Annotated in this window: 20 protein-coding genes; 13 read left to right on the forward strand and 7 right to left on the reverse strand. The window is 36.0% G+C overall.

The features are described from left to right. Positions 1-13: 13 nt before the first annotated feature. Positions 14-1,207, reverse strand: a complete 1,194-nt coding sequence (locus tag EG359_RS01440; protein WP_076355711.1) for an MFS transporter — start codon at positions 1,205-1,207, stop codon at positions 14-16. 177 nt (positions 1,208-1,384) lie between these two features. Between EG359_RS01440 and EG359_RS01445 the strand changes: the two genes are divergently transcribed. From EG359_RS01445 to EG359_RS01460, 4 genes are read left to right on the forward strand one after another with little or no spacing between them, the layout of a single operon-like run. Next, positions 1,385-4,222 (forward strand): SusC/RagA family TonB-linked outer membrane protein, encoded by a 2,838-nt coding sequence (locus EG359_RS01445; protein WP_076355709.1) that lies wholly within the window; start codon positions 1,385-1,387, stop codon positions 4,220-4,222. A 10-nt stretch (positions 4,223-4,232) separates the two neighbouring features. Beyond that, on the forward strand, positions 4,233-5,672 hold the full coding sequence (locus tag EG359_RS01450) for a RagB/SusD family nutrient uptake outer membrane protein (RefSeq protein ID WP_076355707.1): 1,440 nt from the start codon (positions 4,233-4,235) through the stop codon (positions 5,670-5,672). Positions 5,673-5,674: 2 nt separating this feature from the next. Beyond that, the gene (locus tag EG359_RS01455; protein ID WP_076355705.1) at positions 5,675-7,099 is read left to right on the forward strand and encodes a glycoside hydrolase family 30 protein; all 1,425 of its coding nucleotides are present in this window, start codon (positions 5,675-5,677) and stop codon (positions 7,097-7,099) included. Between the two features lie 9 nt (positions 7,100-7,108). Continuing rightward, positions 7,109-8,548, forward strand: coding sequence for a glycoside hydrolase family 30 protein (locus tag EG359_RS01460; protein ID WP_076355703.1), 1,440 nt, complete (start codon positions 7,109-7,111; stop codon positions 8,546-8,548). A gap of 84 nt (positions 8,549-8,632) precedes the next feature. On the opposite strand, the gene EG359_RS01465 is transcribed toward EG359_RS01460, so the two are convergent. Together EG359_RS01465 and EG359_RS01470 are read right to left on the reverse strand one after the other, a co-directional pair. Beyond that, complete coding sequence (locus EG359_RS01465) at positions 8,633-9,442, reverse strand: enoyl-ACP reductase FabI (protein ID WP_076355701.1); 810 nt, start codon at positions 9,440-9,442, stop codon at positions 8,633-8,635. Positions 9,443-9,562: 120 nt separating this feature from the next. Then, complete coding sequence (locus tag EG359_RS01470) at positions 9,563-9,862, reverse strand: hypothetical protein (protein WP_076356038.1); 300 nt, start codon at positions 9,860-9,862, stop codon at positions 9,563-9,565. A 138-nt stretch (positions 9,863-10,000) separates the two neighbouring features. Here EG359_RS01470 and EG359_RS01475 point away from each other — a divergent pair, with 138 nt between their 5' ends. Beyond that, positions 10,001-10,558: a DNA-3-methyladenine glycosylase I gene (locus EG359_RS01475; protein WP_076356036.1), complete on the forward strand. Its 558-nt coding sequence runs from the start codon at positions 10,001-10,003 to the stop codon at positions 10,556-10,558. Between the two features lie 253 nt (positions 10,559-10,811). Beyond that, positions 10,812-12,092 (forward strand): hypothetical protein, encoded by a 1,281-nt coding sequence (locus tag EG359_RS01480; protein ID WP_076355699.1) that lies wholly within the window; start codon positions 10,812-10,814, stop codon positions 12,090-12,092. Between the two features lie 118 nt (positions 12,093-12,210). On the opposite strand, the gene EG359_RS01485 is transcribed toward EG359_RS01480, so the two are convergent. Beyond that, positions 12,211-12,957: a DUF3667 domain-containing protein gene (locus EG359_RS01485; protein WP_076355697.1), complete on the reverse strand. Its 747-nt coding sequence runs from the start codon at positions 12,955-12,957 to the stop codon at positions 12,211-12,213. Between the two features lie 14 nt (positions 12,958-12,971). After that, on the reverse strand, positions 12,972-13,220 hold the full coding sequence (locus tag EG359_RS01490) for a hypothetical protein (protein WP_076355695.1): 249 nt from the start codon (positions 13,218-13,220) through the stop codon (positions 12,972-12,974). Between the two features lie 238 nt (positions 13,221-13,458). On the opposite strand from EG359_RS01490, the gene EG359_RS01495 reads away from it, so the two are divergent. Then, positions 13,459-13,887, forward strand: a complete 429-nt coding sequence (locus EG359_RS01495; RefSeq protein WP_076355693.1) for a MarR family winged helix-turn-helix transcriptional regulator — start codon at positions 13,459-13,461, stop codon at positions 13,885-13,887. Beyond that, positions 13,884-14,651, forward strand: coding sequence for a Rossmann-fold NAD(P)-binding domain-containing protein (locus tag EG359_RS01500; protein ID WP_076355689.1), 768 nt, complete (start codon positions 13,884-13,886; stop codon positions 14,649-14,651). The genes EG359_RS01495 and EG359_RS01500 overlap by 4 nt, the downstream gene beginning before the upstream one ends. Positions 14,652-14,773: 122 nt before the next feature. On the opposite strand, the gene EG359_RS01505 is transcribed toward EG359_RS01500, so the two are convergent. Further along, entirely contained in the window at positions 14,774-15,628 is an 855-nt protein-coding gene (locus tag EG359_RS01505; RefSeq protein ID WP_076355687.1) for a nucleoside phosphorylase, read from the reverse strand. Between the two features lie 318 nt (positions 15,629-15,946). Between EG359_RS01505 and EG359_RS01510 the strand changes: the two genes are divergently transcribed. The 3 genes from EG359_RS01510 to EG359_RS01520 all read left to right on the forward strand — a co-directional run bounded on the left by EG359_RS01510 (position 15,947) and on the right by EG359_RS01520 (position 21,127). Then, positions 15,947-17,776: a cytochrome-c peroxidase gene (locus EG359_RS01510; RefSeq protein ID WP_076355685.1), complete on the forward strand. Its 1,830-nt coding sequence runs from the start codon at positions 15,947-15,949 to the stop codon at positions 17,774-17,776. A 240-nt stretch (positions 17,777-18,016) separates the two neighbouring features. Then, a complete protein-coding gene (locus EG359_RS01515; RefSeq protein ID WP_076355683.1) occupies positions 18,017-20,170 on the forward strand; it encodes an alkaline phosphatase PhoX in 2,154 nt (717 codons plus the stop codon). Between the two features lie 57 nt (positions 20,171-20,227). Further along, on the forward strand, positions 20,228-21,127 hold the full coding sequence (locus EG359_RS01520; protein WP_076355681.1) for a leucine-rich repeat domain-containing protein: 900 nt from the start codon (positions 20,228-20,230) through the stop codon (positions 21,125-21,127). A gap of 2 nt (positions 21,128-21,129) precedes the next feature. Here EG359_RS01520 and EG359_RS01525 read toward each other — a convergent pair whose 3' ends face one another. After that, a complete protein-coding gene (locus tag EG359_RS01525; RefSeq protein ID WP_076355679.1) occupies positions 21,130-21,453 on the reverse strand; it encodes a translation initiation factor in 324 nt (107 codons plus the stop codon). Between the two features lie 151 nt (positions 21,454-21,604). On the opposite strand from EG359_RS01525, the gene EG359_RS01530 reads away from it, so the two are divergent. Then, complete coding sequence (locus tag EG359_RS01530) at positions 21,605-22,546, forward strand: DUF2268 domain-containing putative Zn-dependent protease (RefSeq protein ID WP_076356034.1); 942 nt, start codon at positions 21,605-21,607, stop codon at positions 22,544-22,546. Positions 22,547-22,853: 307 nt separating this feature from the next. Further along, positions 22,854-24,395: a 2,3-bisphosphoglycerate-independent phosphoglycerate mutase gene (gene gpmI, locus EG359_RS01535; RefSeq protein WP_076355677.1), complete on the forward strand. Its 1,542-nt coding sequence runs from the start codon at positions 22,854-22,856 to the stop codon at positions 24,393-24,395. Positions 24,396-24,482: the final 87 nt, after the last annotated feature.

Here is a 24,482-nt window from a genome sequence, read left to right on the forward strand (position 1 = left end):
TGTAAAAATAAAACTATTTTCTATATAATCTTTTTGAGACGTTAAAATACATCAAACTAATCACAAAAAGAAGAATTACAGAGAATAAAATATATAATGGATAAAAGTTTAGCAGTTGTTTCCCAAAGAGTATAGCCATAATAATAGAGCTTACGGAACTCCCCAGGGAAGAGAAAATAACAATAAGAGAAGTAAACAGATTTACTTTTTCCTTATCAACCTGTGCAATCATTTTTGAATTGATGACAGGATAGAGCGGCGATAAAAACAAACCTATTACCGGAAATAAGAAAAGGATCAGTCTTGAATCTTCAGTACCAAAGTACTGAATTCCTAAAATGGTAAGCAGCAAGGCAATAATTAAAAATATACACGAAATATAGTAACCTGATAATGAAAACCTGCGAATGACATTGGCAGTAATTGTTCTCCCTGCATATGAAAAAAGAGAAAGAAAAGAAGTCGCCTGAAGAGCAAAAAATGAATTCACTTTCAAATGGTTTTTATAAAAAGAGGGTAACCATGAGTTGAAACCTTGTTCTACAAATACAATAAAGAAAACGACACCCAGAAATAAGGCTACAACAGGAGTCGTAAATCCAGATAGCTCAGTGAAGATACTTTTATTTTCCAAGGGCTTAGACTCTGTTATTTCTGTCTTTGAGATTAGAAAAATGGTAACAGCAGATAAAACGGCAATCAGTAGAAACCCAAATTTCCAGAATTCAGAATATTGGCTTGAAATCAGCCATCCGAAACCTGTATTCACCACAAAGATCCCTATCATAAAGGAGGCTTCCACGCTATTCATTGTTTTTGCCAATGATTTTTCATCCGAAATATTATTCCTGATGATCCCAAATACACAGATTTTACCAATAGCAAAGCAGGCTCCGATGATGGCAAACCATAATTTATAAAACCAAAAATCTGCTATAAATGGGAGAAGACAAGAGCATAGCCCCACAATAGCCAATGCAGAGATCAATGCCTTTTTTGCACCCGTTTTGTTGATGAATCCCACTGCAAAAAGCGAGATAAAAGCAATGGGAAGATCCTTAAAAGATTCCAGAAATCCCAGCTCTCCATAGGTGATATTGGCTTCTGAAAGCTGTAGGATAATAAGCCCCATACAGTTTAAAACCATAGAGAAAATAAGAAAAGTTAATTTTAACGGAAGGGAAATATGAGAGATCTTGGCGGTCATTTCGGGGATTAGCTTTATGAATTTTTATAACTTTTTATGAATTATTGGTGCTAAGATATGGCTTTTAACCCTCAATAATAAACGAAAAATTAAAATATTTGTGAATCTAATGTTAATTGAATGAAAAAAAATATATTTTTATTGTCTCAATTTGAGAATTAAAACAAATAGCTGTATATGAACGTAAGAATATCGAGAAGCCTAGGAGTGATTGCCGTCCTCTATTTTACGGCTAACTTCAGTGCCCAAACCAAGAAGGACACGGTTTCTAAAGAAAACAAAATAGAAGAAATTGTAATGATAGGGTATGGAGGGGTTAAAAAGCAGAATCTTACAAGTGCTGTTTCTACTGTAAAATCAGACGCCTTTGATGATAGGCCTATTTACAATGTAGGGCAAGCATTGCAAGGGCAGGCTGCAGGAGTGAATGTAACCCAGGCTTCCGGAAAGCCCGGAGCAGGAGTAGAAGTTAAAATAAGGGGTAATAATTCTATCTCATCATCTGTAAGCCCTTTGTATGTGGTGGATGGCATACAGACCAATGATATCAGCGGGATCAATACCGATGACATTCTCGATATGACGATTCTAAAAGATGCGTCTTCTACAGCAATTTATGGAATCAATGGTTCTTCAGGGGTTGTGATTATTACAACCAAAAGAGGAAAGATCGGAAAACCTCAATTGAACTTTAATGCCTATTGGGGATTTTCTAAAACCATGAAAAATATTGATGTTCTTAATCAGGATCAATATAGATCGTTATTAGGAGATATCAAGCTGAATGGTGGTGGAGATTACCTTTCTACAGCAAACAATCCTCGTTATGCAGGAATTAATACAGATTGGACAAAAGAAGTTTTCCAAACAGGTTTTGATCAAAACTATAACGTAAATTATGCCTTTGGCAATGAAAATGTTAAAGCTTACGCTGCATTGGGTTACCAGGATATTGATGGGATTATAAAACCTTCAAGATTTCAAAGAACATCGGCAAAAGTTAATCTGGACGCTGTTATCTTACCGTGGTTAAAATTAAACTCAACCGTGAACTATTTTATTACCAATCTTACGAATACGAATGATAATCTAAGTACAGCAAGAGGAGGTGTTGTATTAAGTGCATTTAATACCCCTACTTTTCTTCCTGTATACGGAAACCAGGTTATAATGAATCCTTCAGATCCTGAAATATATGATCCGGTGACAGGAGCAATAAAAGATGGTTATAAACCAGGGCAGTACGGTCCCAATCCTTATCAATCATCATGGGAAAATCCTGTAGCTTATCAATCTAGAAAGGATAAAACACTTACTCAGAGGTTTTTAAGCAATTTAGGGCTTGAAGTGAGACTTCTAAAAGATCTTACCTGGAAACCCTCTGTTTCCTTTGATATGATAGATTCCAGAAATACTAAGTTTACAGACGGTTATCAGACAAGTTACGGAAGATCAAAATTTGGAATTGGTTCTCAGGAATTCACCCAGTTCCAGGAATATAATTTTGAAAATACATTGAATTATACCCTGAAAAGATCCATCCATGATTTCTCCTTGCTTGGAGGTATTCAGATTAATGAAAGGAACTTTCAGAGCAAATATTATGGAGGTGATAATTTCCCTAATGATACTTTTAATTTTAGTTATGATTTGGCAAAAAATCAAAGCTATGATATCCGTAAAGAAATTCTGAGACAGGTTTCATTTTTCGGAAGAGCCCTTTATACACTTAACGGGAAATATACCGTAATGGGGGTCTTCAGACAAAATGGAAACTCAGCTTTGGCCTCTGGCAATAAATGGGGATTTTTTCCGGGAGCTTCTGCTTCTTGGTTGATTTCCAAAGAAAATTTTTTAGCAGATAGTAAGGTAATTAGTGAGTTGAAATTAAGAGGAGGCTGGGGAAAAACCGGTAATGCATCTGCAATTCCTGCTTATTCTCACTTTAATCTTTACAATCCATTTTGGACCAATGGAGTTCCTGTTTATACAGTCTCCCAGTATGACAGTGGAGATTTGGCTTGGGAAACCACAACAGATAGTAACATTGGTTTAGATTTAGGATTGCTTACTAACCGTATCAGGTTCAGTATTGATGCCTATCAAAGAAAGACGGATAATTTGATTACACCATTTGATTTAGGTCCTCAGAAGCTTAGAATTTACAGAAATATAGGTTCCCTTGAAAATAAAGGATTGGAATTGTCTTTAAATACAATGAATATTAAAAATGAGAATTTCACATGGAATACTTCATTTAATATCTCATTTACAAATAATAAAATAACCCATCTTAATAAAGAACTTAGAACAATTCCTGCTGCCAATATTGAAGGAATGGGAACCTTGGTTAGATTTGAAGAAGGACAGCCTTTAGGAATGTTCTACGGATATAAAACTTCCGGAGTAAATCCTAATAATGGAGATATGATGTATGTAAATGCCAACGGAAAAGTAGTTTCTTATACAGAGTTGAAACCTGAAGACAGAGGATATATTGGAAACCCTAACCCCGACTTTACCTTTGGTTTCAGCAATAATTTCAAATATAAAAATTGGTATCTGGATATGCTTATTACAGGATCAGTAGGAAATGATATATTTAATGCAACCCGATTTGATCTGGAAATGATGAATGATTATAAAAATCAATCTACAGCAGTATTAAACCGGTGGACTACAGCCGGACAAATTACAGATGTACCAAGAGCGAACTCTGCTTCTGCACAGTTTATTTCTGATCGTTTTGTAGAAGATGGTTCTTATCTGAAACTGAAAGCAGTAACATTAGGATACAATTTCATGAGTCCTTTCAAAGGGGTAAGCAAACTGAATGTATATGTGACGGGACAAAACCTTTTCACGATTACCAATTATTCAGGAATGGACCCAGAAGTGAATGCATTCAGTCCTAACAATGGTACTACAGGTGCAGAAAGAGCTGTTTTTGGAATAGATTATGGTACTTATCCACAGGTTAGAACCTTTATCATCGGGTTAAAAGCTAATTTTTAAACTATTTACAATGAAAATCAATAAAGCAATATATTACCTATTTGGAGCATCAGTTCTTTTGACTGCGGTTTCCTGTAATGATTTTTTGGATACTGAGCCTATTACTGAACAGGGTGTTTCTGTTACAAACCCTTTGAAGACAGCAGCTGATGCAGAAAACAGAATGAATACCATTTATTCTGCATTCGGAAACGAATACTGGCAGTTGGATTATTTCATGAATGGAGATGCACAGACGGATGTCTCCTATGCAGGAGCCGATAACATACAAAATTTTCAGCAGGATGAATATCGTATTATTGCGACCAATTCCAATGTAGAAAGAGACTGGAAATATTTATACGGATTCATCAATGATTGTAATATGATCCTTAATTATATCGATGAAATTAACGATCCTGCACTTACACCAGCCAGAAAAACTGAAATGAAAGCTGAGGCATCCATCATGAGAGCAATGTATTATTTTCATGCTGTACAGTTATGGGGAGATATTCCTTTGGTAACCAAAGCTGTAATAGGAGTAAATGCAGATAACTTTGATGAGGTATACAGCCAGGTTTATCCTGCAAGAAAATCAGCTCAGGAAGCATATGATATGATTCTTGCTGATCTTGAAAGTGCTGTGGCTAATGCACCTGCAGGAAGTGAAAAATACAGAGCCAATAAAAACCTTGCTTATGGACTTCTGGCTAAAGCTAATGCATCAAAACCCAATCCGGACTGGGCTAAAGTAAAACAATATGCATCCAATATTTCAGGTGTAAGCCTGCTACCTGTTTATGATAATCTTTTTGACGGAAATCACGAAGCAAATGCAGAATCTATCTTTGAAGCCAATGGTAATGCAGGAAGTGTATGGGCTTGGGGAACCTCGATGTTTTTTGGGACAGACTGGAAAAAATTTAATGTTCCTTCCAACGATATAGTCAAGACATTTGATGATGAAGGAGATATTCAGAGAAAAAATGCTTCCGTTAAATTCTCTCCGGTAGCCTGGTCTGATAATTACTGGCCAAGTAATAACTATCCTTTCATGTATAAAATGAGAAAAACAGACGGAACCCAAAATTTCTATATTCTTCGTTATGCAGACATCATTTTACTGCAGGCAGAAGCAGCCGTAAGAACTGGTGATTTCACTGGAGCAGCCGGATATATTAATCAGGTAAGAACAAGAGTCGGGCTTTCTCCAGTTTCCATTTCCTCTGAAACAGACGGAATCGGTAAAGTGCTTAAAGAAAGAAAACTGGAACTTGCCTTTGAAGGAGTTCGTTGGTTTGATCTAAAAAGAACAGGTACAGCTATTTCCATTCTTTCCCAGCAGAAAGATGGTAATGGGAATATACTTCCTTATGCAGGTAATCTTAATCCAAACAGGCTGTTGTGGCCTATTCCGCAAGGACAGAGAGATAATAATCAAAACTTAACCCAAAACCCAGGTTACTAAACATGAAGTTTCACAACTTATATAGTTTCTTTAGAGGTGCCGCACTACTTAGTGGTGTGGCACTTTTTCCTTTATCATGTACATCTGTTACTTCTAATAAAGGAAATGAAATCCAGTATTGGCTTACAAAAGGCGATGAAAGTGTAAAATTACAAGCTCAGGCTTCTGTCAGATTTATAAATAATACCAACAACTTTCAGAATATTGAAATTGACGATACCCAGAAGTTTCAATATGTAGACGGTTTTGGTTATACATTGACGGGTGGAAGTGTTGAAGTGATCAATCGTTTGTCTACGACAAAAAGAAAAGCTTTGCTTAATGAACTTTTTGGTAACGATAAAAATTCTATTTCGATCAGTTATTTAAGATTAAGTATAGGGGCTTCAGACCTTGATGGTGAAGTATTTTCCTATGATGATTTGCCTGAAGGGCAAACCGATGATTCTCTTTCAAAATTCAGTTTGGCAAAAGACAGAGCCTTAATATCGATGTTGAAAGAAATTCTGTCTATCAATCCTCATATTAAAATCATTGCTGCTCCTTGGTCAGCTCCGGCTTGGATGAAAGATAACGGAAAATCAAAAGGAGGAAGTTTAAAGCCTGAATTTTATGGAACCTATGCCAATTATTTTGTAAAATATATTCAGGGAATGAAAAAAGAGGGGATTACCATTGATGCAATTACTCCTCAAAACGAACCTTTGCACCCTGGAAATAATCCAAGTCTTTATATGCCGTCTGATCAGCAGAGAGATTTCATAAAAGGTCATTTAGGTCCCGTTTTTAAAGCAAACAATATCAAAACTAAAATTGTGGTATACGACCACAATTGCAACAAACCTGAATATGCTCTTGATATCCTGAAAGATCCTGAAGCCTATCAATATGTAGACGGATCTGCCTTTCACTTATATGAAGGTGATATTTCAGCACTAAGTACAGTTCATGATGCTTTTCCTGATAAAAACCTATATTTTACTGAACAATGGACAGGTTCTAAAGGAACTTTTAACGAAGATCTGAACTGGCATACGAGAAATGTAATCATCGGTTCTATGAGAAACTGGAGCAAAACTGCATTGGAATGGAACCTTGCCAACGACCCAAAATATGCACCTCATACAGATGGCGGCTGTACAGAATGTAAGGGAGCCATTACCATTTCTAATAGTGAAAATTTTACCAGAAATGTTGCTTACTACATCATAGCCCATGCCTCTAAATTTGTTCCTGCAGGCTCTCAGCGTATTGCTTCAACACAGACAAAATATTTATCAACGGCAGCTTTTAAAACGCCTTCAGGGAAAACTGTTGTCATTGTTCAGAACGATAATAAAGCAGCTGAAAATTTTAATATTAAATTTGCCGGGAAAACCGCTGCTGTAACCATTCCAGGAAGTTCAGCAGCCACATATATTTTTTAAATTAAAATCATGAGAAAACTAATCGTAAGTTGTTTTGTAGTAGGTATTGCCGTGAATGTGAATGCCCAGAATTATTGGAAAAAACATGAAGGAAAAACAGCTAAGGTAATTCTTACCAATTCTAAGGTTAATGAAAAAATGGCAGATAAAGGTCCAGTTAAATTTGAGAAATTTGGACAGCCAAAGGAAACAGAAGCCTGTATTTTTGTAGCTCCTGATTTTAAATATCAAAAGCTGATAGGAATTGGTGGGGCTATTACAGATGCATCGGCAGAAACATTCTACAAAATGCCAAAGAATAAGCAAAAAGAAATTCTGGATGCCTACTTTGGAAAAAATGGTTTGGGATATACCGTTGTTCGTACCAATATGAATTCCTGTGATTTCTCCAGTGATTCTTATACTTATGTGGAAGATAATGATACGGCCCTGAAAACCTTCAATCTTGCCCACGACGAAAAGTACAAGATCCCTATGATTAAGGAGGCTCAAAAGGCTATTGGGAATAATTTTACTTTCTATTTCTCACCGTGGAGCCCACCAGCCTGGATGAAATCTAATAAAAGTTTATATAAGGGTGGAAGACTGGAAAATGAATATTATCAGACTTGGGCAGATTATTACATTAAATTCATCAAAGAATATGAAAAAAGAGGAATTAATGTTTGGGGATTAACCGTTCAGAATGAGCCTATGGCCACACAATCCTGGGAATCTTGTATCTACACCGCTGAAGAAGAGGGAGAGTTTTTAAAGAATAATCTTGGCCCAACCCTTTGGAAAAATGGTTACAAAGATAAAAAAGTGATGATCTGGGATCACAACAGAGACCTGATTTACCAAAGAGCAACAACAACGCTCAGCGATCCTGAAACTTCAAAATATGCCCACGGAATCGGTTATCACTGGTATGAAACATGGAATAACAAAACCCAGCTTTTTGATAACCTTGCAGAAACGCACAGAGCCTTTCCTGATAAATTCCTGGCATTTACTGAGGGTTGTAAAGAGCAATTCAAAATGGATAAAATCTATGATGTAAGCCTAGGAGAATTGTATAGCAAGAATATGCTGAACGATTTCAATAAAGGAAATGCCCTATGGACAGACTGGAACATTTTGTTGGATGAAACCGGAGGTCCCAATCATAAAGGAAACTTCTGTTTTGCACCAATCATTGCTGATACCAAAACAGGGGAGGTATTCTATACCTATGAATACTATTACATCGGACATGTTTCAAAATATATCAAACCTAATGCACAAAGAATAGGAAGCTCTTCCAACAGGGCAGCCCTTACCTCTTCTGCCTTCATGAATGAAAACGGGCAATTGGTTACGGTCATTATGAACGATTCAGATAATGATATTGAAACGAATCTTTGGATCGAAGGAATGGCTGCAAAGCTGAATGCACCTGCTCATTCTATACAAACCGTAATTTTATAACATCATATTAATATTATTTTAAACAGAATCGGCGGCCTCTTTGAGGCCGCCGATTCAATTTTATAACGAATGATTTGAAATTAATTATTCCACATCATATCTGTTGATTACTTTCTGAGTAACTCCAGAATTACTGAAACCACCATCGTGGAATAAATTCTGCATAGTTACCATTTTGGTAAGATCAGAGAACATGCTTACACAGTAGTTAGCACAGTCCAGAGCTGTAGCATTTCCTAGTGGAGACATCTCTTCAGCATAACCAAGGAATCCTCCGAAACCTTTTACACCGCTTCCTGCTGTAGTAGGAGTAGGAGACTGGGAAATAGTGTTTACACGTACTTTTCTTTCTCCCCAATAGTATCCGAAAGTTCTTGCAATGCTTTCAAGATATGCTTTGTTGTCAGACATATCATTGTAGTCAGGGAAAGTTCTCTGAGCTGCAATATAAGTAAGAGCAAGGATGCTTCCCCATTCATTCATACAGTCTTTTTCCCACGCCAGACGCATTACTTTGTGGAAAGATACAGAAGAAATATCCCAGCCTTTTTCTAACCAGTCGTAGTTCATATCTGTATAGTGTTTTCCTTTTCTTACATTGACGGACATTCCTATAGAGTGTAAAATAAAGTCTATTTTACCAAATTTTGCAACAGCAGCATCAAAAAGTTTCTCAAGATCTTCCATAGAAGTTGCATCAGCAGCTATTACCTCAGATCCTGTCTTTTCAGCTAAAGCATTTAATTCTCCCATTCTCATTGCAATAGGAGCATTAGATAGGATAAACTCTGCGCCTTCCTCATGACATCTTTCAGCAACCTTCCATGCGATAGAATGTTCGTTAAGGGCTCCAAAAATAATTCCCTTCTTGCCTTTAAGTAAACCGTATGACATAATTTTTTAATGTTTATTGAAATACAAATGTAGCAATAATTGTGGTTATGACATAATAAAAATGGAGCCTTATCAATTATAAGACTCCATTTTCTTGAAAATATTTATATGACTGAAATTTTAATTGGTTTTCTTGTTCCATTCTGCCTTTACATCTTCTGCTGCATCCTTGGTTTTTTCCCAAGCCTCATCTGCTTTATCCTTAATGTCTTCCCAGGCATCCGATACATTAGCTTTTACCCTGTCTAGCCAATCCTCCTGACTTGCCTCTTCATCATTATTTCGTTTTTCATTAAGGTAATCCTTGGCTTTATCTGCCAATTCATTGATTTTCCATTTGGTTTTGTCCGCTGCATCCTGTAAAGAATTTTCTACATTATTTACTGCATTTTCCGCTTTGTTATAATCTGAATTGTTCATAATATTATAAATTTTGTTTGGTATCATTGAATTAACAATAACCATTCCTAAAATTTAATTGCTTTGTTAAACTTTTCATAATCTTTTGTTATCCTTTTCTAAATCCACCCTATCTTTATCTTACAAAATATGATAATTATGGAAAAAATACGTTGTGGATGGTGTGAAAAAGATGACTTGTACAGAAAGTACCATGATGAAGAGTGGGGAAGACCTGTATATGATGATGAAACGATATTTGAGTTCCTTATTCTTGAAAGCTTTCAGGCCGGATTGAGCTGGTATACCATTCTTTCCAAAAGAGAAAACTTTAGAAAGGCGTTCGATTATTTTGATTATAGAAAAATGGCTGTTTATTCTGACGTAAAAATAGAAGAGTTGATGAACAATGCAGGTATTATTAGAAACAGGCTTAAAATACTTGCTGCAGTCACCAATGCACAGAAATTTATGGAAGTGCAAGCGGAATTTGGTAGTTTTTCTCAATATATCTGGGGGTTTATAGACGGAAAACCTGTTGATAACAAGCCGAAGTCTTTATCTGAAGTACCGGCAACCACAGAAATTTCCGATGCTATTTCCAAGGATTTGAAGAAAAGAGGATTTAAGTTTGTTGGTTCCACGGTTATTTATGCCCATATGCAGGCCACTGGTATGATCAATGATCATATTGAAAGTTGTTTTATAAGAAAATAAATGATGCTTTTTATTCAATTTATGGTGATGTTTTTTGATGATTATACAATTGCATATTTCTGCTGTTAAATGGAATTTTTCTTTAAATGCTAATGGATAAAGGATTGTGTAACTTGCTGAAATTAAATAATATTCAATGTATGGTGAGTAATTATTGTTTTAATCACTGTTGTGTGTTTTTAATTGTGAATTTGATAAAATAATTGCTAATTTATTGAAAATTCGTATATTTGCACTCCGAAAAACATGGGTGATGCAAAGAAAATATAAATTATTACTTAATCTTCTCTTTTTAATGTTTACTCTTTTTGCGTATGCTCAGGTTGGGATTGGTTTGCCTAGTCCAGATCGTTCTGCTATGCTTCACGTAAACTCAAAAGATAAGGGGGTACTTCTTCCAAGCATTGCCTTAAACTCAACAACAGATAATGTTACAGTGCCATCTCCTGCAGATGGGCTTATTGTTTGGAACAATGGGAGCGGAAGTTTACAGGATGCCGGTTTCTACTATTGGTTTGAATCTAAATGGAATAAATTGTCTAGCAATACAGGGAAAAATATTAATACCAATGATAATGGAGCAGGCTGGAATACAATGGGTACCAACAGTGGTAACTATAGTGGCTCAAATACAACGCTTTCCCTGGGTACAAATACTATGGATGACCTTATTTTTAAGGTGAATTCCGCAACAGCTGGAAGATTGGGGGTTGATAACTCGGTAAGTTTTGGGTTAGGTGCTAATGCCGGTCAGAATGGAATTGCCATTGGAAGTTCAAGTTCTGCATTTCAGGGGATATCCATAGGAAGTGCTGCTGCAGTTTCTGCCAATGAGGCCCTTGCAATAGGTAATAAATCAACAGCAGGCGCTTTTAAGTCCACAGCAATTGGATACAATGCCCAGACCAGCAAAAATGAATCTACTGCAATTGGAAACAATGCTTCAGCAGGAGGATTTCAATCTATAGCACTGGGGTATAATGCAAAGACAAATACAAATAGTGAAACGGCTTTAGGATATAACGCTGTCACCAATAAAGAAAACTCTACTGCTGTAGGTTCCGGGGCTAATGCCTTGGGACAATATTCTACTGCAATAGGATATGGAGCAACCACTTCACAGGCTAATGCCATTGTTTTGGGGAATAATATTGCTAACGTAGGGATTGGAACTGAGGCTCCAAATACTTCTGCAAAACTGGATGTAAACGGACAGTATAAATTGGGAGAGAAAGGAAGTATACAGAAAAATCAGATTACTTTTGAAGTATGGCCGAGTGTATCCATTAATAATTTGCCTCCCGGAAAATCTGCAACATTGGACATTGCTGTTCCTGCAGGATTTCAACCGGGTTCTACAAGAGCAGTTGTTGTGGTTTCCCCAGCCGGAGATTTTGCTGGTAACTCAACATTTTCAATATCTAATCCAAGAATGACTTCAACTTCTGGTATTACTGTTAATCTTACCAATATTTCGGGAAGTGCGAACAGCTTATACTCTGGCCATTTTTATGTGATGATTAATGAATTTTAATGGATAATAATAAGTTTTATTATAGTTGATATGGTGTTAAGGCTTCCGTTTTTGGAAGCCTTTTTTATATGAAATTCAGAAAAAAAAAATTATAAGATTTGTCTTTTTTAAAAGTGTATTATTTTAACATTAATGCCAAAAAGCCCCAAATAAGTCCCACGATGCACTGGAAGAGCATAAATGAAACAGGGATCATAAGACTTCTGAAAATTAAAGATCCTCTGGAATATCCAGATTGAGAGAAAAACTGAGAATAAAACCATATTCCATATCCAAGACTAAATATACAGAATGCTGTAAAATAAATACTGACAACAATAGGGGTACTATTGAAAAATAATGCAATGACAGTAAGTACTATGGAGGCAATCATTTCAGCAGCCGTTTTATAGGAGTTGAGTACAAGGTGTTCAGAATAGTTAAATTCAGCCTTTCTAAACCATATATAGCTGAAAAAAGAATTGAAAGGTATGGAAAGTAAAAGAAAAAACTTAAGATAGGAGGTTACCAGATTTTCAAAAGAATTCACAGAGGCTTTCCCCTCTTCAGAAACCAATGAGCTGTACTCTATGGTGGAATAATGTGAAAGTACCGCTGATACAGTAGCTGTTAATAGCAATAGAGTAATGAAGTTAAAGTAATTAGCCCTTTTTCCTAAAATATACTCACGCACACTGTTTCCGGGCCTTGTGAATAACTCTTTTACAGTAAACAAAATACCTTTATCCACATGCCATACCCCATGGATAAGATCATGCTCTATAAAATGCCTTAAGGAATACCTGTGAGTACTGGATTTTTGGCCGCAATTACTACAAAAATTTGTAGAGACAGGCTGGCTGCAGTTTAAACATTTATCGTACATGTTGTAAGAGCTTTTTAGTTAGCCTTTCTCGACAGAATTTCTTTACGTACGCTTTGCCAGCTATTCCTTATTATCAGATATAATGGGATGAAGACCAGCGGGAGTGTAGTAATGGCACCGAAACCTTTCTTTGTAGTAGTGTAGATGGCTGCACCCACCATTATCCCCAGAAGAATAGAAAAGGAAATATAGATGGCACAGCGTTTTTTTTCTTCTTGGGTTAACTCATCAATGGATAAGTCAGATAGCTTTGTACTTTTCATGTGTAATAGTTAGTTTTAGGGATGTTAGTTTTTTGCTAAATTAATAAAAAAGGTAAATCATAAAACTGACTTGGGTGAAAAAAATGCAACAATGATTTAAATATACCCTAAAGTGTAGTGATATTTTTTATAATATAATTCCCATCCTGACCAATTTTTCAGTTGAAATATAATATTTTAAACAAAAATATTGTGCGCAAAATAAATTAAGTATTTTTGTAAGATTAAAAAATAGCTTATGATTATGTTTTCGGATCACTTATGCTTTAAAACCTATGCCGTTTCAAGGTATATGACCGGCCTATATAAACCTTACCTGGACGAAATCTCATTAACATATCCTCAATATTTGGTTATGCTGGTATTGTGGGAAAACGGAAGAATGAATATAGGTAAGATAGGAGATCATCTTCATCTGGATAACGGAACACTTACTCCTTTGCTGAAGCGCATGGAAAAGAACGGTCTTCTAAGCAGAACACGAAGTATGGATGATGAAAGAGTAGTGCTTATTGACCTTACAGATAAAGGAAAACGTCTTAAAGATAAGGCCAAGCATATTCCGGAGGCTGTTCAAAAATGTTTTCATCTTGATGAAGAAAAGAAGAAACAATTAAAGTCTGTTCTGGACGAAATATTATCAACACAATCTACCTCTATAATATGAAGAAAATAGGAATCATAGGGTACGGCTGGCTGGGAGCCAGAATTGCTGCTTCCATGTCAGACCAGTATACAATTTATTCTACCGTAACCACACAGGAAAAGGCTGATCAACTGAATGCACAAGGATTTAATGCCGTAGTGGCAAGCTTTGCAGATTATCAATTGAAGGATCCAATTCCACAATGGGATGAGATAAAAAAGCTGGATGCTATAATCATTACAATTCCTATTTCAGAAAAAAGCTGTTGTGTAAGCTCTTTATATAATAGAATTCAGAACTTGTCTTCCTTTATCGGAGACTATAAAGGTCAAGTCTTTTTAATGAGTTCCACCGGTGTTTATCCGGATTTATCACAAGAGTTTACTGAAGAAGATCTGCATTGGGAAAAGGTTTCCGGGGAAAGGATGATTAGAAATAAGTATCCACAGACCAATATTTTAAGATTAAGTGGATTGATGGGAGACAACAGGCTTTTGAAAAATTATAAGGTGAGCAATCCGGATTTTGCCGTGAATCACATTCATTATGCTGATATTATCGGAATTCTCCTTAAGATGATGGAAACAGGTTCAGAAGCTAGATTGTATAATGTAGCAGCCCCGATTCATCCTAGAAAATCGGAAGTGATTAATGCTCAGAATAACATTCAGGATACAGTAGAAAAAACTCCGGAATTGAAAGGAAAAATAATCCTGTCTTCTAAATTAATTTCAGAACTGGATTATGTTTTTCAATATCCTGATCCTCGTGAATTTCATAAATAGAAAACTGAATAATCCAAGAGAGAAAAATCTTCAATAGAAATGGGCTTTAGCCCAAGCCTATAAAAAAGCCTTCGGAAATTAATTCGAAGGCTTGTATTTTAATAGGGAAATGAATCCAATATCTATTTAATAATTCTGTCAAGTACCCAAGTGATTAGGTTCTTTTCAGAAGCGTGGTGATCTGCAGAGAATTCTCCACGTCTTCTGTTGGCAATTACGTTGTTTACGGTAATCGCTTTGTGACCTAATAATTTTGAAAGGGCATAGATAGCAGAAGTTTCCATTTCAAAGTTGGTAATTCCAAGATCATTTAACGTTTCAAGGAATTTATCATCCACTGCCTTTAGACGAAGCTGTCTTCCCTGTGGAGCATAGAATCCTGGGAATGTAGCTGTATTTCCGTGGTATTTGGCATCCTTGTAGTATTCACCCATTTCTTCTGCCCAGTCTGAGAAATAAAGCATTGGCTTGATTCTTTCGTAAGGGAATTTCTCTAAAAAGTTCTTAGAAAACTCATTCTCGAAGTTGTAATCCTGATAGAAGTGCATCAATCCGTCTAAACCTACTACGTTTTGAGTAACAAGCATATTGTCAACCTGTACATCAGGATTCACACTGCCACATGTTCCCATACGGAATAATTCAAGGGCTTTGTGTTCAGTTTTAAACTCCTTGTTTTGAAGATCGATGTTTACAAGGGCATCAAGCTCGTTCATTACGATATCGATGTTTTCAGTTCCGATACCTGTAGACATTACCGTAATTCTTTCGCCACGAAGTGTTCCTGTGTGCGTATAGAATTCTCTTTTATTTTTTTTGATCTCTACAGTATCAAAGTATTTTGAAACCTTTGCCACTCTGTCCGGATCACCCACAAGGATGATTTTATCCGCAATATCTTCAGGTAAAAGATTCAAGTGGTATACACTTCCGTCTTCATTCAGAACAAGTTCTGAAGCAGCAAGTTTGTTTAGCATAATTTATATTTTTTTGTTTTTAATTAATGAAAATTGCTTCTTTATAAGGAGCAGCCATATGTAATAGCAAACAATAGTTTTGTTTTCATACTCCTATATTAGTTTTGATGTTTTGAATTTAATTAAAATATCCTCTCCCAATAACCTCTCCCCATTATTTTGACGGTATTTAAGAATAAACCGGCTTCCTTAAGAATAATGAATTTGATTTCGGGGTTTAAAATTAGTAAAAAATATTGTATCAGAAATATAAACATTATTTAATCTGCTATTAAAACTGAGATAACATGTAATGAATAGCTTTGCCGCTAAAAATTAATGAGATCTTATCCACTGCTTGTAATTATCCTTTTTATAGGGTTTGCAGTAATGTCCTTTAATCCGGTTTATAAAGGAGAAAAAAGTGAGAATACCTTTGTGAATAAAGGCTTATCCGATTTTAAGGGTAAACTTGAACAATTGAAATCTGATGTTCATCAATTCTCAGAAGACCGTATTTCCCTTGAAGAATTACAAAAATCCCTAAGCAGTACAAGGAACTCATTTAAGGAAATAGAATTCTATATTGCCTACCATTACCCTGAATTTACAAAGACGCATGTGAATGCAGCACCTTTATTCCACATTGAAGCTGCAGGTACATCGGCCTATACACTTCCCCCGGAAGGGTTACAGGTTTTGGATGAATTGATATTTTCGGAGGAAGCCGGAGACGAAAAGGAAAAAATTAAAACAATCACAGACTTTTTATACAACAGCTATTCCGGCTTTTATCTGAGTACCATAAAAAATGGATTGAGTAAAGGGAATAATAAAACATTACCCTTGCGTATAGAACTTATCAGAATTTATAGCCTGGGGGTAACAGGTTTTGATACACCGGGTTCCCTTAATATTTCAGAAGAAGCCAGCCATGCGCTTTTGGGAATTCAAAAATATATCAATGATGATCCCTATTTTAAAAATTATAATACTGAAAAGGCTGATCAGAAACTAACGGAAGCTGTAGGCTACCTTTCAAAAAATAAGGATTTTGAAACCTTTGACAGAATTGAATTTTATAAAAAATATATTCAGCCTTTGTACGAAGAATTGGGGAAATGGGATGGAAGACCTGATGACCTGAAAGAATTCTCCGGTTGGAATGTCAATAATAAAAACCTTTTCAGTAGTGATTTTTTAGATCCTTATTTTTATACTTTATTGAAATCATCAGAAGATAATCCGGACCTTCGTAACCTTGGAAAATCAATTTTCTATGACGGGAATTTAAGTGGTAACGGAAAAATGAGTTGTGCCACATGTCATCTTCCGGAAAATGCCTTTACAGACCTTAAAGCTAAGTCGCCAAGCAATGTGGAGGGAAAAACAGTGCTGAGAAATTCACCCTCGTTATATAATGCTGTTTTTGCCAAGAGATTCTTCTATGATCTTCGCGCTTTTTACCTTGAACAACAGGCAGAACACGTGATTTATAATGAAGACGAATTCAATACAAGTTATGAAAGCATCATTCAGAAGCTGAAAACAAAACCAGAATATAAGAAAGCATTTCGTACTGCCTTTAAGGATGGAAAGATCAATAAGGAGAATTTTTCAAAGGCCTTAAGCTCTTATGTGGCTTCCTTGTATTCTTTTAATAGTGATTTTGATCGTTTTATGAGGAATGAAAAGGATGTTTCAGATGATGTGAAAAAAGGATTCAATCTGTTTATGGGGAAAGCGAGTTGTGCAACCTGTCATTTTGCCCCTCATTTTTCAGGGTTGGTTCCTCCATTCTTTAATGAAAATGAATCTGAAGTACTGGGGGTGACTGCAAAACCAATTAAGCAGCTTCCTATTGAGCTTGATCAGGATCTTGGGAGAGGAAATAGCCCTGTGAAAAAGGAAAAGTCTTGGATTTATGATTATTCTTTCAAAACGGTTACAGTGAGAAATATTGCCCTTACAAAACCATACTTTCATAACGGAGCTTTCAATACTTTGGAGGAAGTTCTTGATTTTTATAATGAAGGAGGCGGAGAAGGATTGGGATTAAAGATGAAAAACCAGACACTTGCTCCGGATAAATTGAATCTTACCCAAACGGAAATCAATCAGATTATTGCCTTTTTGAATTCGCTTACAGATGTGAGTAAAGCAAAGTAAGAAAAAAATTATTAAACAGGAGGTCTGTTATTTTATGGTGTTAGAAGAAAGTATTCTTATATCCATAAAATATCAGACCTCTTTTTATGCATCATTCTCAACTCAAATTAACAGAAAATTAATCCCCTTAACATTGGGTTTCGAATTAATTAATATTCTCCCAATTATATTTAAAGTCCTATTAACAGAAAGAAAGCCTTTTAAAAATAGTTTTGCAAGGTCTAATAAATCAAAATTAAAATGAAGAAAAAACTACTAACAATTGGGATGTTGGCTTTACTTGCTGGTACTACCATTCAGGCACAGACTTTTATCTTTAATAAGAATGCATCTTGGAGCTATAAAGACAACAACCAGGCACAACCCGATGACTGGAAGTCTAAAACGTATGATATTTCAACCTGGGCGGTTGGAAACGGACCTTTAGGATACGGAGATCCTGTAACTACTACCATTGCTTCAAGCCTTACTACAGCTTATTTTGCTAAAGATATTACGGTAGATCTGGCAACGCTTTCAGATAATGTGGAGCTTGGTGTAATGAGAGATGATGGTATTGTAGTTTATCTTAACGGAGAAGAAGTGGTAAGAGATAATATGCCTGCAGGTACCATTACTTTCAACACTTTCTCCAGTACAATAATTGATGGGGCTGCAGAGAGTGTTTATAATATCTTCTCTATTCCAAAATCAAAATTTGTAAACGGAGTCAACAGAATCTCTATTGAATTACATAACAGAAGTGTTACAAGTTCTGACCTTAGAATTGATGCTTACCTGAAAACCACAACCAATACAACAACACCTGTTGTATGCAATGGTTCTCATATCAGCTGTTTTACATCTATTGTTCCCACAGCACAAACCAATAAACTTATCATTCCTGCAGAACACAAGTACCAACTTATTTTAAAAGAAGGGGATAGCTATACTGAAGGGGGTGGATTAGTAGGAGGACAAAATGACTTTACAGCTTATGTTGCCAGATCAGGAAGCAGTACAAACGGATTCCTTTCTGTAAACCATGAAACAAATCCGGGTGGTGTTACTATGGCTGAGGTTAACTATAATGCAGCTACAAAACTTTGGCAGCTAACAAAATCAAGAGCGGTAAGTTTTTCAGATCCTAGCTTGGTGCAGACTATCAGAAACTGTTCTGGAGGAATTACTCCTTGGGGAACTGTAATTACAGCAGAAGAATCTGTTACATCTAATGATACCAACGGAGACGGTTACAAGGATTATGGATGGCTTGTAGAAATTGACCCTGCAACAGCACAGGTTATTTCTAAAAATGCAAACGGTTCCAAAGGAAAACTTTGGCAGATGGGAATCATGAACCATGAAAACGTGGTGATTAACAATGCCGGAACTATAGCATACTACGGTGAAGATGGTGGAACTCACATGGTGTATAAATATGTAATGGATACCCCGAATAACCTTTCTTCAGGAAACCTTTATGTATTGAAATTAGATCAAGGGTTAACTACAGCAGGGGATCCGGTAGGTACCACAGCAACATGGATTCCGGTTCCGAATAAAGAGCAGGCAGACCAAAACAATACAGCAAACCTTGCCTTTTCTTTGGGAGGTACTAAATTTAATGGAGTAGAAGACGTAGACATCAGCCCGTTAGATGGCAGAATCTATTTTACAGCAAAAGGATTAGATAGAGTATATCGTTTACAGGATAACGGAACAACGGCTTCACAAGTAGAAACATTTGTAGGTGGTGGATCTACAGTATATTCATTCAATACAGCTCAGGGAACGAAGTCTGAAGCTTGGGGAGATGGAAATGACAACCTTACCTTTGATGAACTAGGAAACCTTTGGGTACTTCAGGATGGAGGTAAAAACTACATCTGGGTAATTGCTCCAGATCATACTCAGGCCAATCCAAAAGTAAGACTATTTGCTTCTATGCCGGCAGGATCTGAACCTACTGGATTAACTTTTACGCCAGATCATAAATTCGGATTCTTCTCAATCCAGCATCCGGATTCTACAATCTCTACAGACGTTGATGCAACAGGAAATGCGATTGATTATAGAGGAAAGTCTGCAACCATTGTTATTGCACTTAAAGAAAACTTAGGAATCGAAGGAGGTTTAGGAACCATCGAAACCAAAAACACTGAAAATACAGTAACCGTAGCACCAAACCCTACTTCAGGTATTGTAAAAATCAATTCACCAAAAGGTCTGAAAGATATTTCAGTAACCGCTTACAGTATGGATGGTAAAATTGTTTATACGAAGAAATTCAACGGAACAAACAAGGGATTAGACCTTGATTTTACACAGCAGCTGGAAAGTTCTCGTGTTTTAATTTTAAATATTGAAGCAGAAGGAGGTTTCCAAAAAACGGTGAAACTTTTAAAGAAGTAAATTATTAATAATTCCTGTCTGCCGATACCTTTTATTGTCGGCAGACATTTTCTGTTTATGAAAAAGCTATTCCTACTTATTTCCATCTTGTCACTTTCTCAGGTTCATGCTCAGATTGATCCTGTTAAGTATCCTACATTCACCAATATTGATGATGCCCTGAAAAGTGAAAAAACAGTTTACAGTATGAGCTTTAGAGAAAAAGGATTGTTCAATCTTCCGCCTCAGCTTGTAAAACTGGATTCTATTTTCTTTTTAAATATCATGGCCAATAAACTGGAAAAAATGGATCAGGAACTATTTGCATTAAAAGAGCTTGAGATTTTAAATGTGAATGAAAACAGCATTAAGTACATTCCTGATGAAATAAGCCAACTTGGGAAATTGACCACATTCTCAATGAACCTGAATAGCTTAACCAGCATTAATCCCAATATTGCAAAACTTCAGAAGCTAAAAGTTGTTCATTTTGATGCCAATAACCTGAATGTTTTTCCCGAAGCCCTTATGGAAATCCCTGCCTTGGAAGAAATCAATCTTCAGGGAAACCAGATCAGTTTTATTGCCGATAGACTTGATCACATCAAAAACCTGAAATTCCTAAATCTTGCGGATAATCAGATTAATGATATGGGAAATCTTTCTTTTCCTAAAAATCTAAAATATCTTGAACTGCAGCAAAATGCAATAGTTAAACTTCCGGAAAACCTTTTTAAAGCTCAGGAACTTGAATTTTTGAATGTAAGTGGTAATAATATCACAGAAATTTCATCCCGAATAAAAGGACTAAAGAAGATGGTGAGTATGAATTTAGCCAATAATAATATAAAAGAAATTCCTGTAGAAATCAGTCAGCTTAAAAAATTAAAAACCTTGATTCTTACAGGAAATCCTATGGAAAAATCTAAAATTGAAAAACTTAAAACCTTACTGCCGGAAACCCAGGTTTATTTCTAAACCTATCCGCCAACACGTTTGGTTTTATAGCCCATATCTTTAAGGATAGTCATTATTTTATCACGGTTGTCCCCTTGAATGATAATCGTTCCATCTTTCTCAGAACCGCCTATTCCTAAGGTGGTTTTTATTTTCTTAGAGATCTTTTTAAGCTCATCCTCACTGCCTTCCCATCCTTCAATAATGGTTACAGGCTTTCCATTTCTGCCTTTTTTCTCAAACTTGCATACCAAGGCATCCTTTTGCTTGAATTCTTCCTCGGGCATTTCAAAATCCTGCTCTTCGTGTGCAGGAAAAAGATTCTTCAGTTGGTCACGTAAATCCATAAGACAAAATTAAAAAGATTTTACGAATTTATAGAGGGAAATCTTTATGAAATTTAGAGGTTTTTTCAAAGATGAGGTTTGTAAATCCTTTTTAGGAAAAGATGTTGAAGTTTTTTATATTTTTGGGCTTATTATAACCTTAAAAACTCATATGAAAATCAATCATGCTCTTGCTGTTTTGCTTCTGACTTTTGGGATAACCAACGCCCAAACAGGTTTTTCCAGTGATCCTTTAAACGCTGTTTTTGAAACAAAGGATGCCAATAACTTCTGGAAGGCATTCGATAAAATGGAAACCTCAAAGCAAAATCCTTTTGTAGATTATATGAAGGATGGTTCTGCCGGAGTAAAAGGCTTTACGAACAACAGGATTATCAATGCCGATTCATTGTATACAATGGTAAAAAAGAGGAAAGAAGACTATCTTAAGAGTCGTAATGTTCTGGCCGGAATCAATCAAAAAGAAAAAAGAGTCAGAGCTATTTATACGGCATTGAAGTATTGGTACCCTGAAGCTAAATTTCCACCCGTATATTTTGTATATGGAAGATTCAATTCAGGAGGAACCGTTTCTAAGGACGGAATTATCATCGGAACAGAAAAACTGAACAATCTGGATGGTATTGTATCCCTTATTGCCCATGAATTGATCCATTATCAACAAGATAATAAAGGAAAGGATATCTTAATTAAATATGCTATAAAGGAAGGAAGCGCAGATTTTATCAGTGAACTGATCTCCGGAGAAACGATTAATACCAGTACACATTATTATCAGTACGGTGAGGCTCATTCAGATAAATTATATAGAGAATTTGTGACCGCACTAAAAACGGCAGATTCTACAGACTGGCTTTATGGAACAAGTAAAAAAGATGATCGTCCCAATGACCTTGGATATTGGATGGGGTATAAGATTACAGAAGCCTATTTCAATAAACAGACCGATAAGCACAAAGCAATCCATGATATTCTAAATATCACCGATCCTTTGATGTTCCTAAAGGAAAGTGGCTTTTTGGATCAGTATATCAGAGAGTATACAAAGAAGAATAATATGAAATTTGATGACTTTTTTAAAGAATATTCATAAGTGATGATATAAGATCTGCTCAATCTGTTTAATCTGCGAGAAAATACATTAAATCCTCTCGCAGACTGTGCAAATGATGCAGATTTTTTGTAACGTCATACTAAAGAAAACATAAATGATAAGTTTACTCTATAGAGTTTCATCATCAGAGCCACTTAATATATAAGATCATACAATCAAATATTTTATAGAATTCTATTTTATAAGAGGTTTATGATGTTGATTATGAGGTGTAGATGAAATTAAGGATTTCAAATTCTTCTATTCATCGGAAATTAGGTAAATTTGTATACTAAAGTTTTACAAAATGTCAAAAAAAGCAATATTAGCAATTCTTGACGGATGGGGATTGGGAACAAACCCGGACGTTTCTGCCATAGACAAAGCAAACACACCATTCATAGACAGCTGTTACAAAAAATTTCCACACACCACACTTGAAGCAAGTGGTTTGGCTGTTGGACTTCCTGCAGGACAAATGGGGAATTCTGAAGTAGGACACATGAACCTTGGAGCCGGAAGGGTAGTTTATCAAAATCTGGTAAAACTGAACATGGCCGTTGAAAACGGAACCCTTGGTCAGGAGAAAGTCATTCAGGATGCTTTTGAATACGCTAAAAAAGAAAATAAAAAAGTACATTTCATCGGATTGGTATCCAATGGAGGAGTACACTCACATATCAATCACCTAAAAGGATTATTAACTGCTGCAAAGGAATTCGGCTTGAATGACAATGTCTTTGTACATGCATTTACAGACGGAAGAGACTGTGATCCGCATTCAGGATTAGGATTCATTGAAGAACTTCAAAACCATATGGAGGCCACCACAGGAAAACTGGCAACTGTGGTAGGAAGATACTTCGCAATGGACAGAGATAAAAGATGGGAGCGTGTGAAATTAGCCTATGACGCCCTTGTGGAGGGAGTAGGATTTGAAACAACAGACGCGTTAGCTGCGATTAAGGATTCTTACGAAAATAATGTAACCGACGAGTTTCTTAAACCAATTATCCTGGTTAATACCACTGAAACAGGAAATGTTGTTCCGGTAGCAAAAATCATAGACAATGATGTGGTAATAAGCTTCAACTTCCGTACAGACAGAGGTAGAGAAATTACAGAAGTTCTTTCTCAAAAGGATTTTCCGGAATATTCTATGAAGAAATTAAACCTTTATTATGTTACGTTGACTAACTATGATAAGACCTACCAAAATGTTCAGGTTGTTTTCGACGAAAATGTTTTAGAGGAGACTATGGGTGAAGTTCTTGAGAAAAACAACAGAACTCAGATCAGAATTGCTGAAACAGAGAAATATCCACATGTTACTTTCTTCTTTTCAGGAGGAAGAGAGGAAGAATTCAAAGGAGAAAAAAGACTATTATGTCCAAGCCCTAAGGATGTTCCTACCTACGATTTAAAACCGGAAATGTCAGCATATGATATCACAAATGCCATTGTACCAGAATTGGAGCAAGGTACAGCTGATTTTGTCTGCCTGAACTTTGCCAATACAGATATGGTAGGCCATACAGGTGTTTTTGAAGCAGCGGTAAAAGCAGCAGAAACTGTAGATCAATGCATCGAAAAAGTAGCAACTGCCGCCTATGAAAACGGATATGCGGTATTCATTTTGGCCGACCACGGAAATTCCGATGTCATGCTAAATCCGGACGGAACTCCTAATACACAGCATTCAACCAATCTGGTCCCTTTTATTGTAATGGATAAAGACAAAACATGGAGCTTAAAGCCAGGAAAACTGGGTGATGTAGCACCTACAATCCTAAAGGTAATGGGAGTAGAAATACCAAATGCCATGACTGGAGATATTTTAGTTAGCTAAAATTCAATAATAATGTTAAAAAAATGCCGTTATAATCATATATCGGCATTTTTTCATGATTTATGTCAGATAAGGTATGACTTGCAT

Origin of the sequence: Chryseobacterium joostei (assembly GCF_003815775.1) — a bacterium.
Classification (GTDB): domain Bacteria; phylum Bacteroidota; class Bacteroidia; order Flavobacteriales; family Weeksellaceae; genus Chryseobacterium; species Chryseobacterium joostei.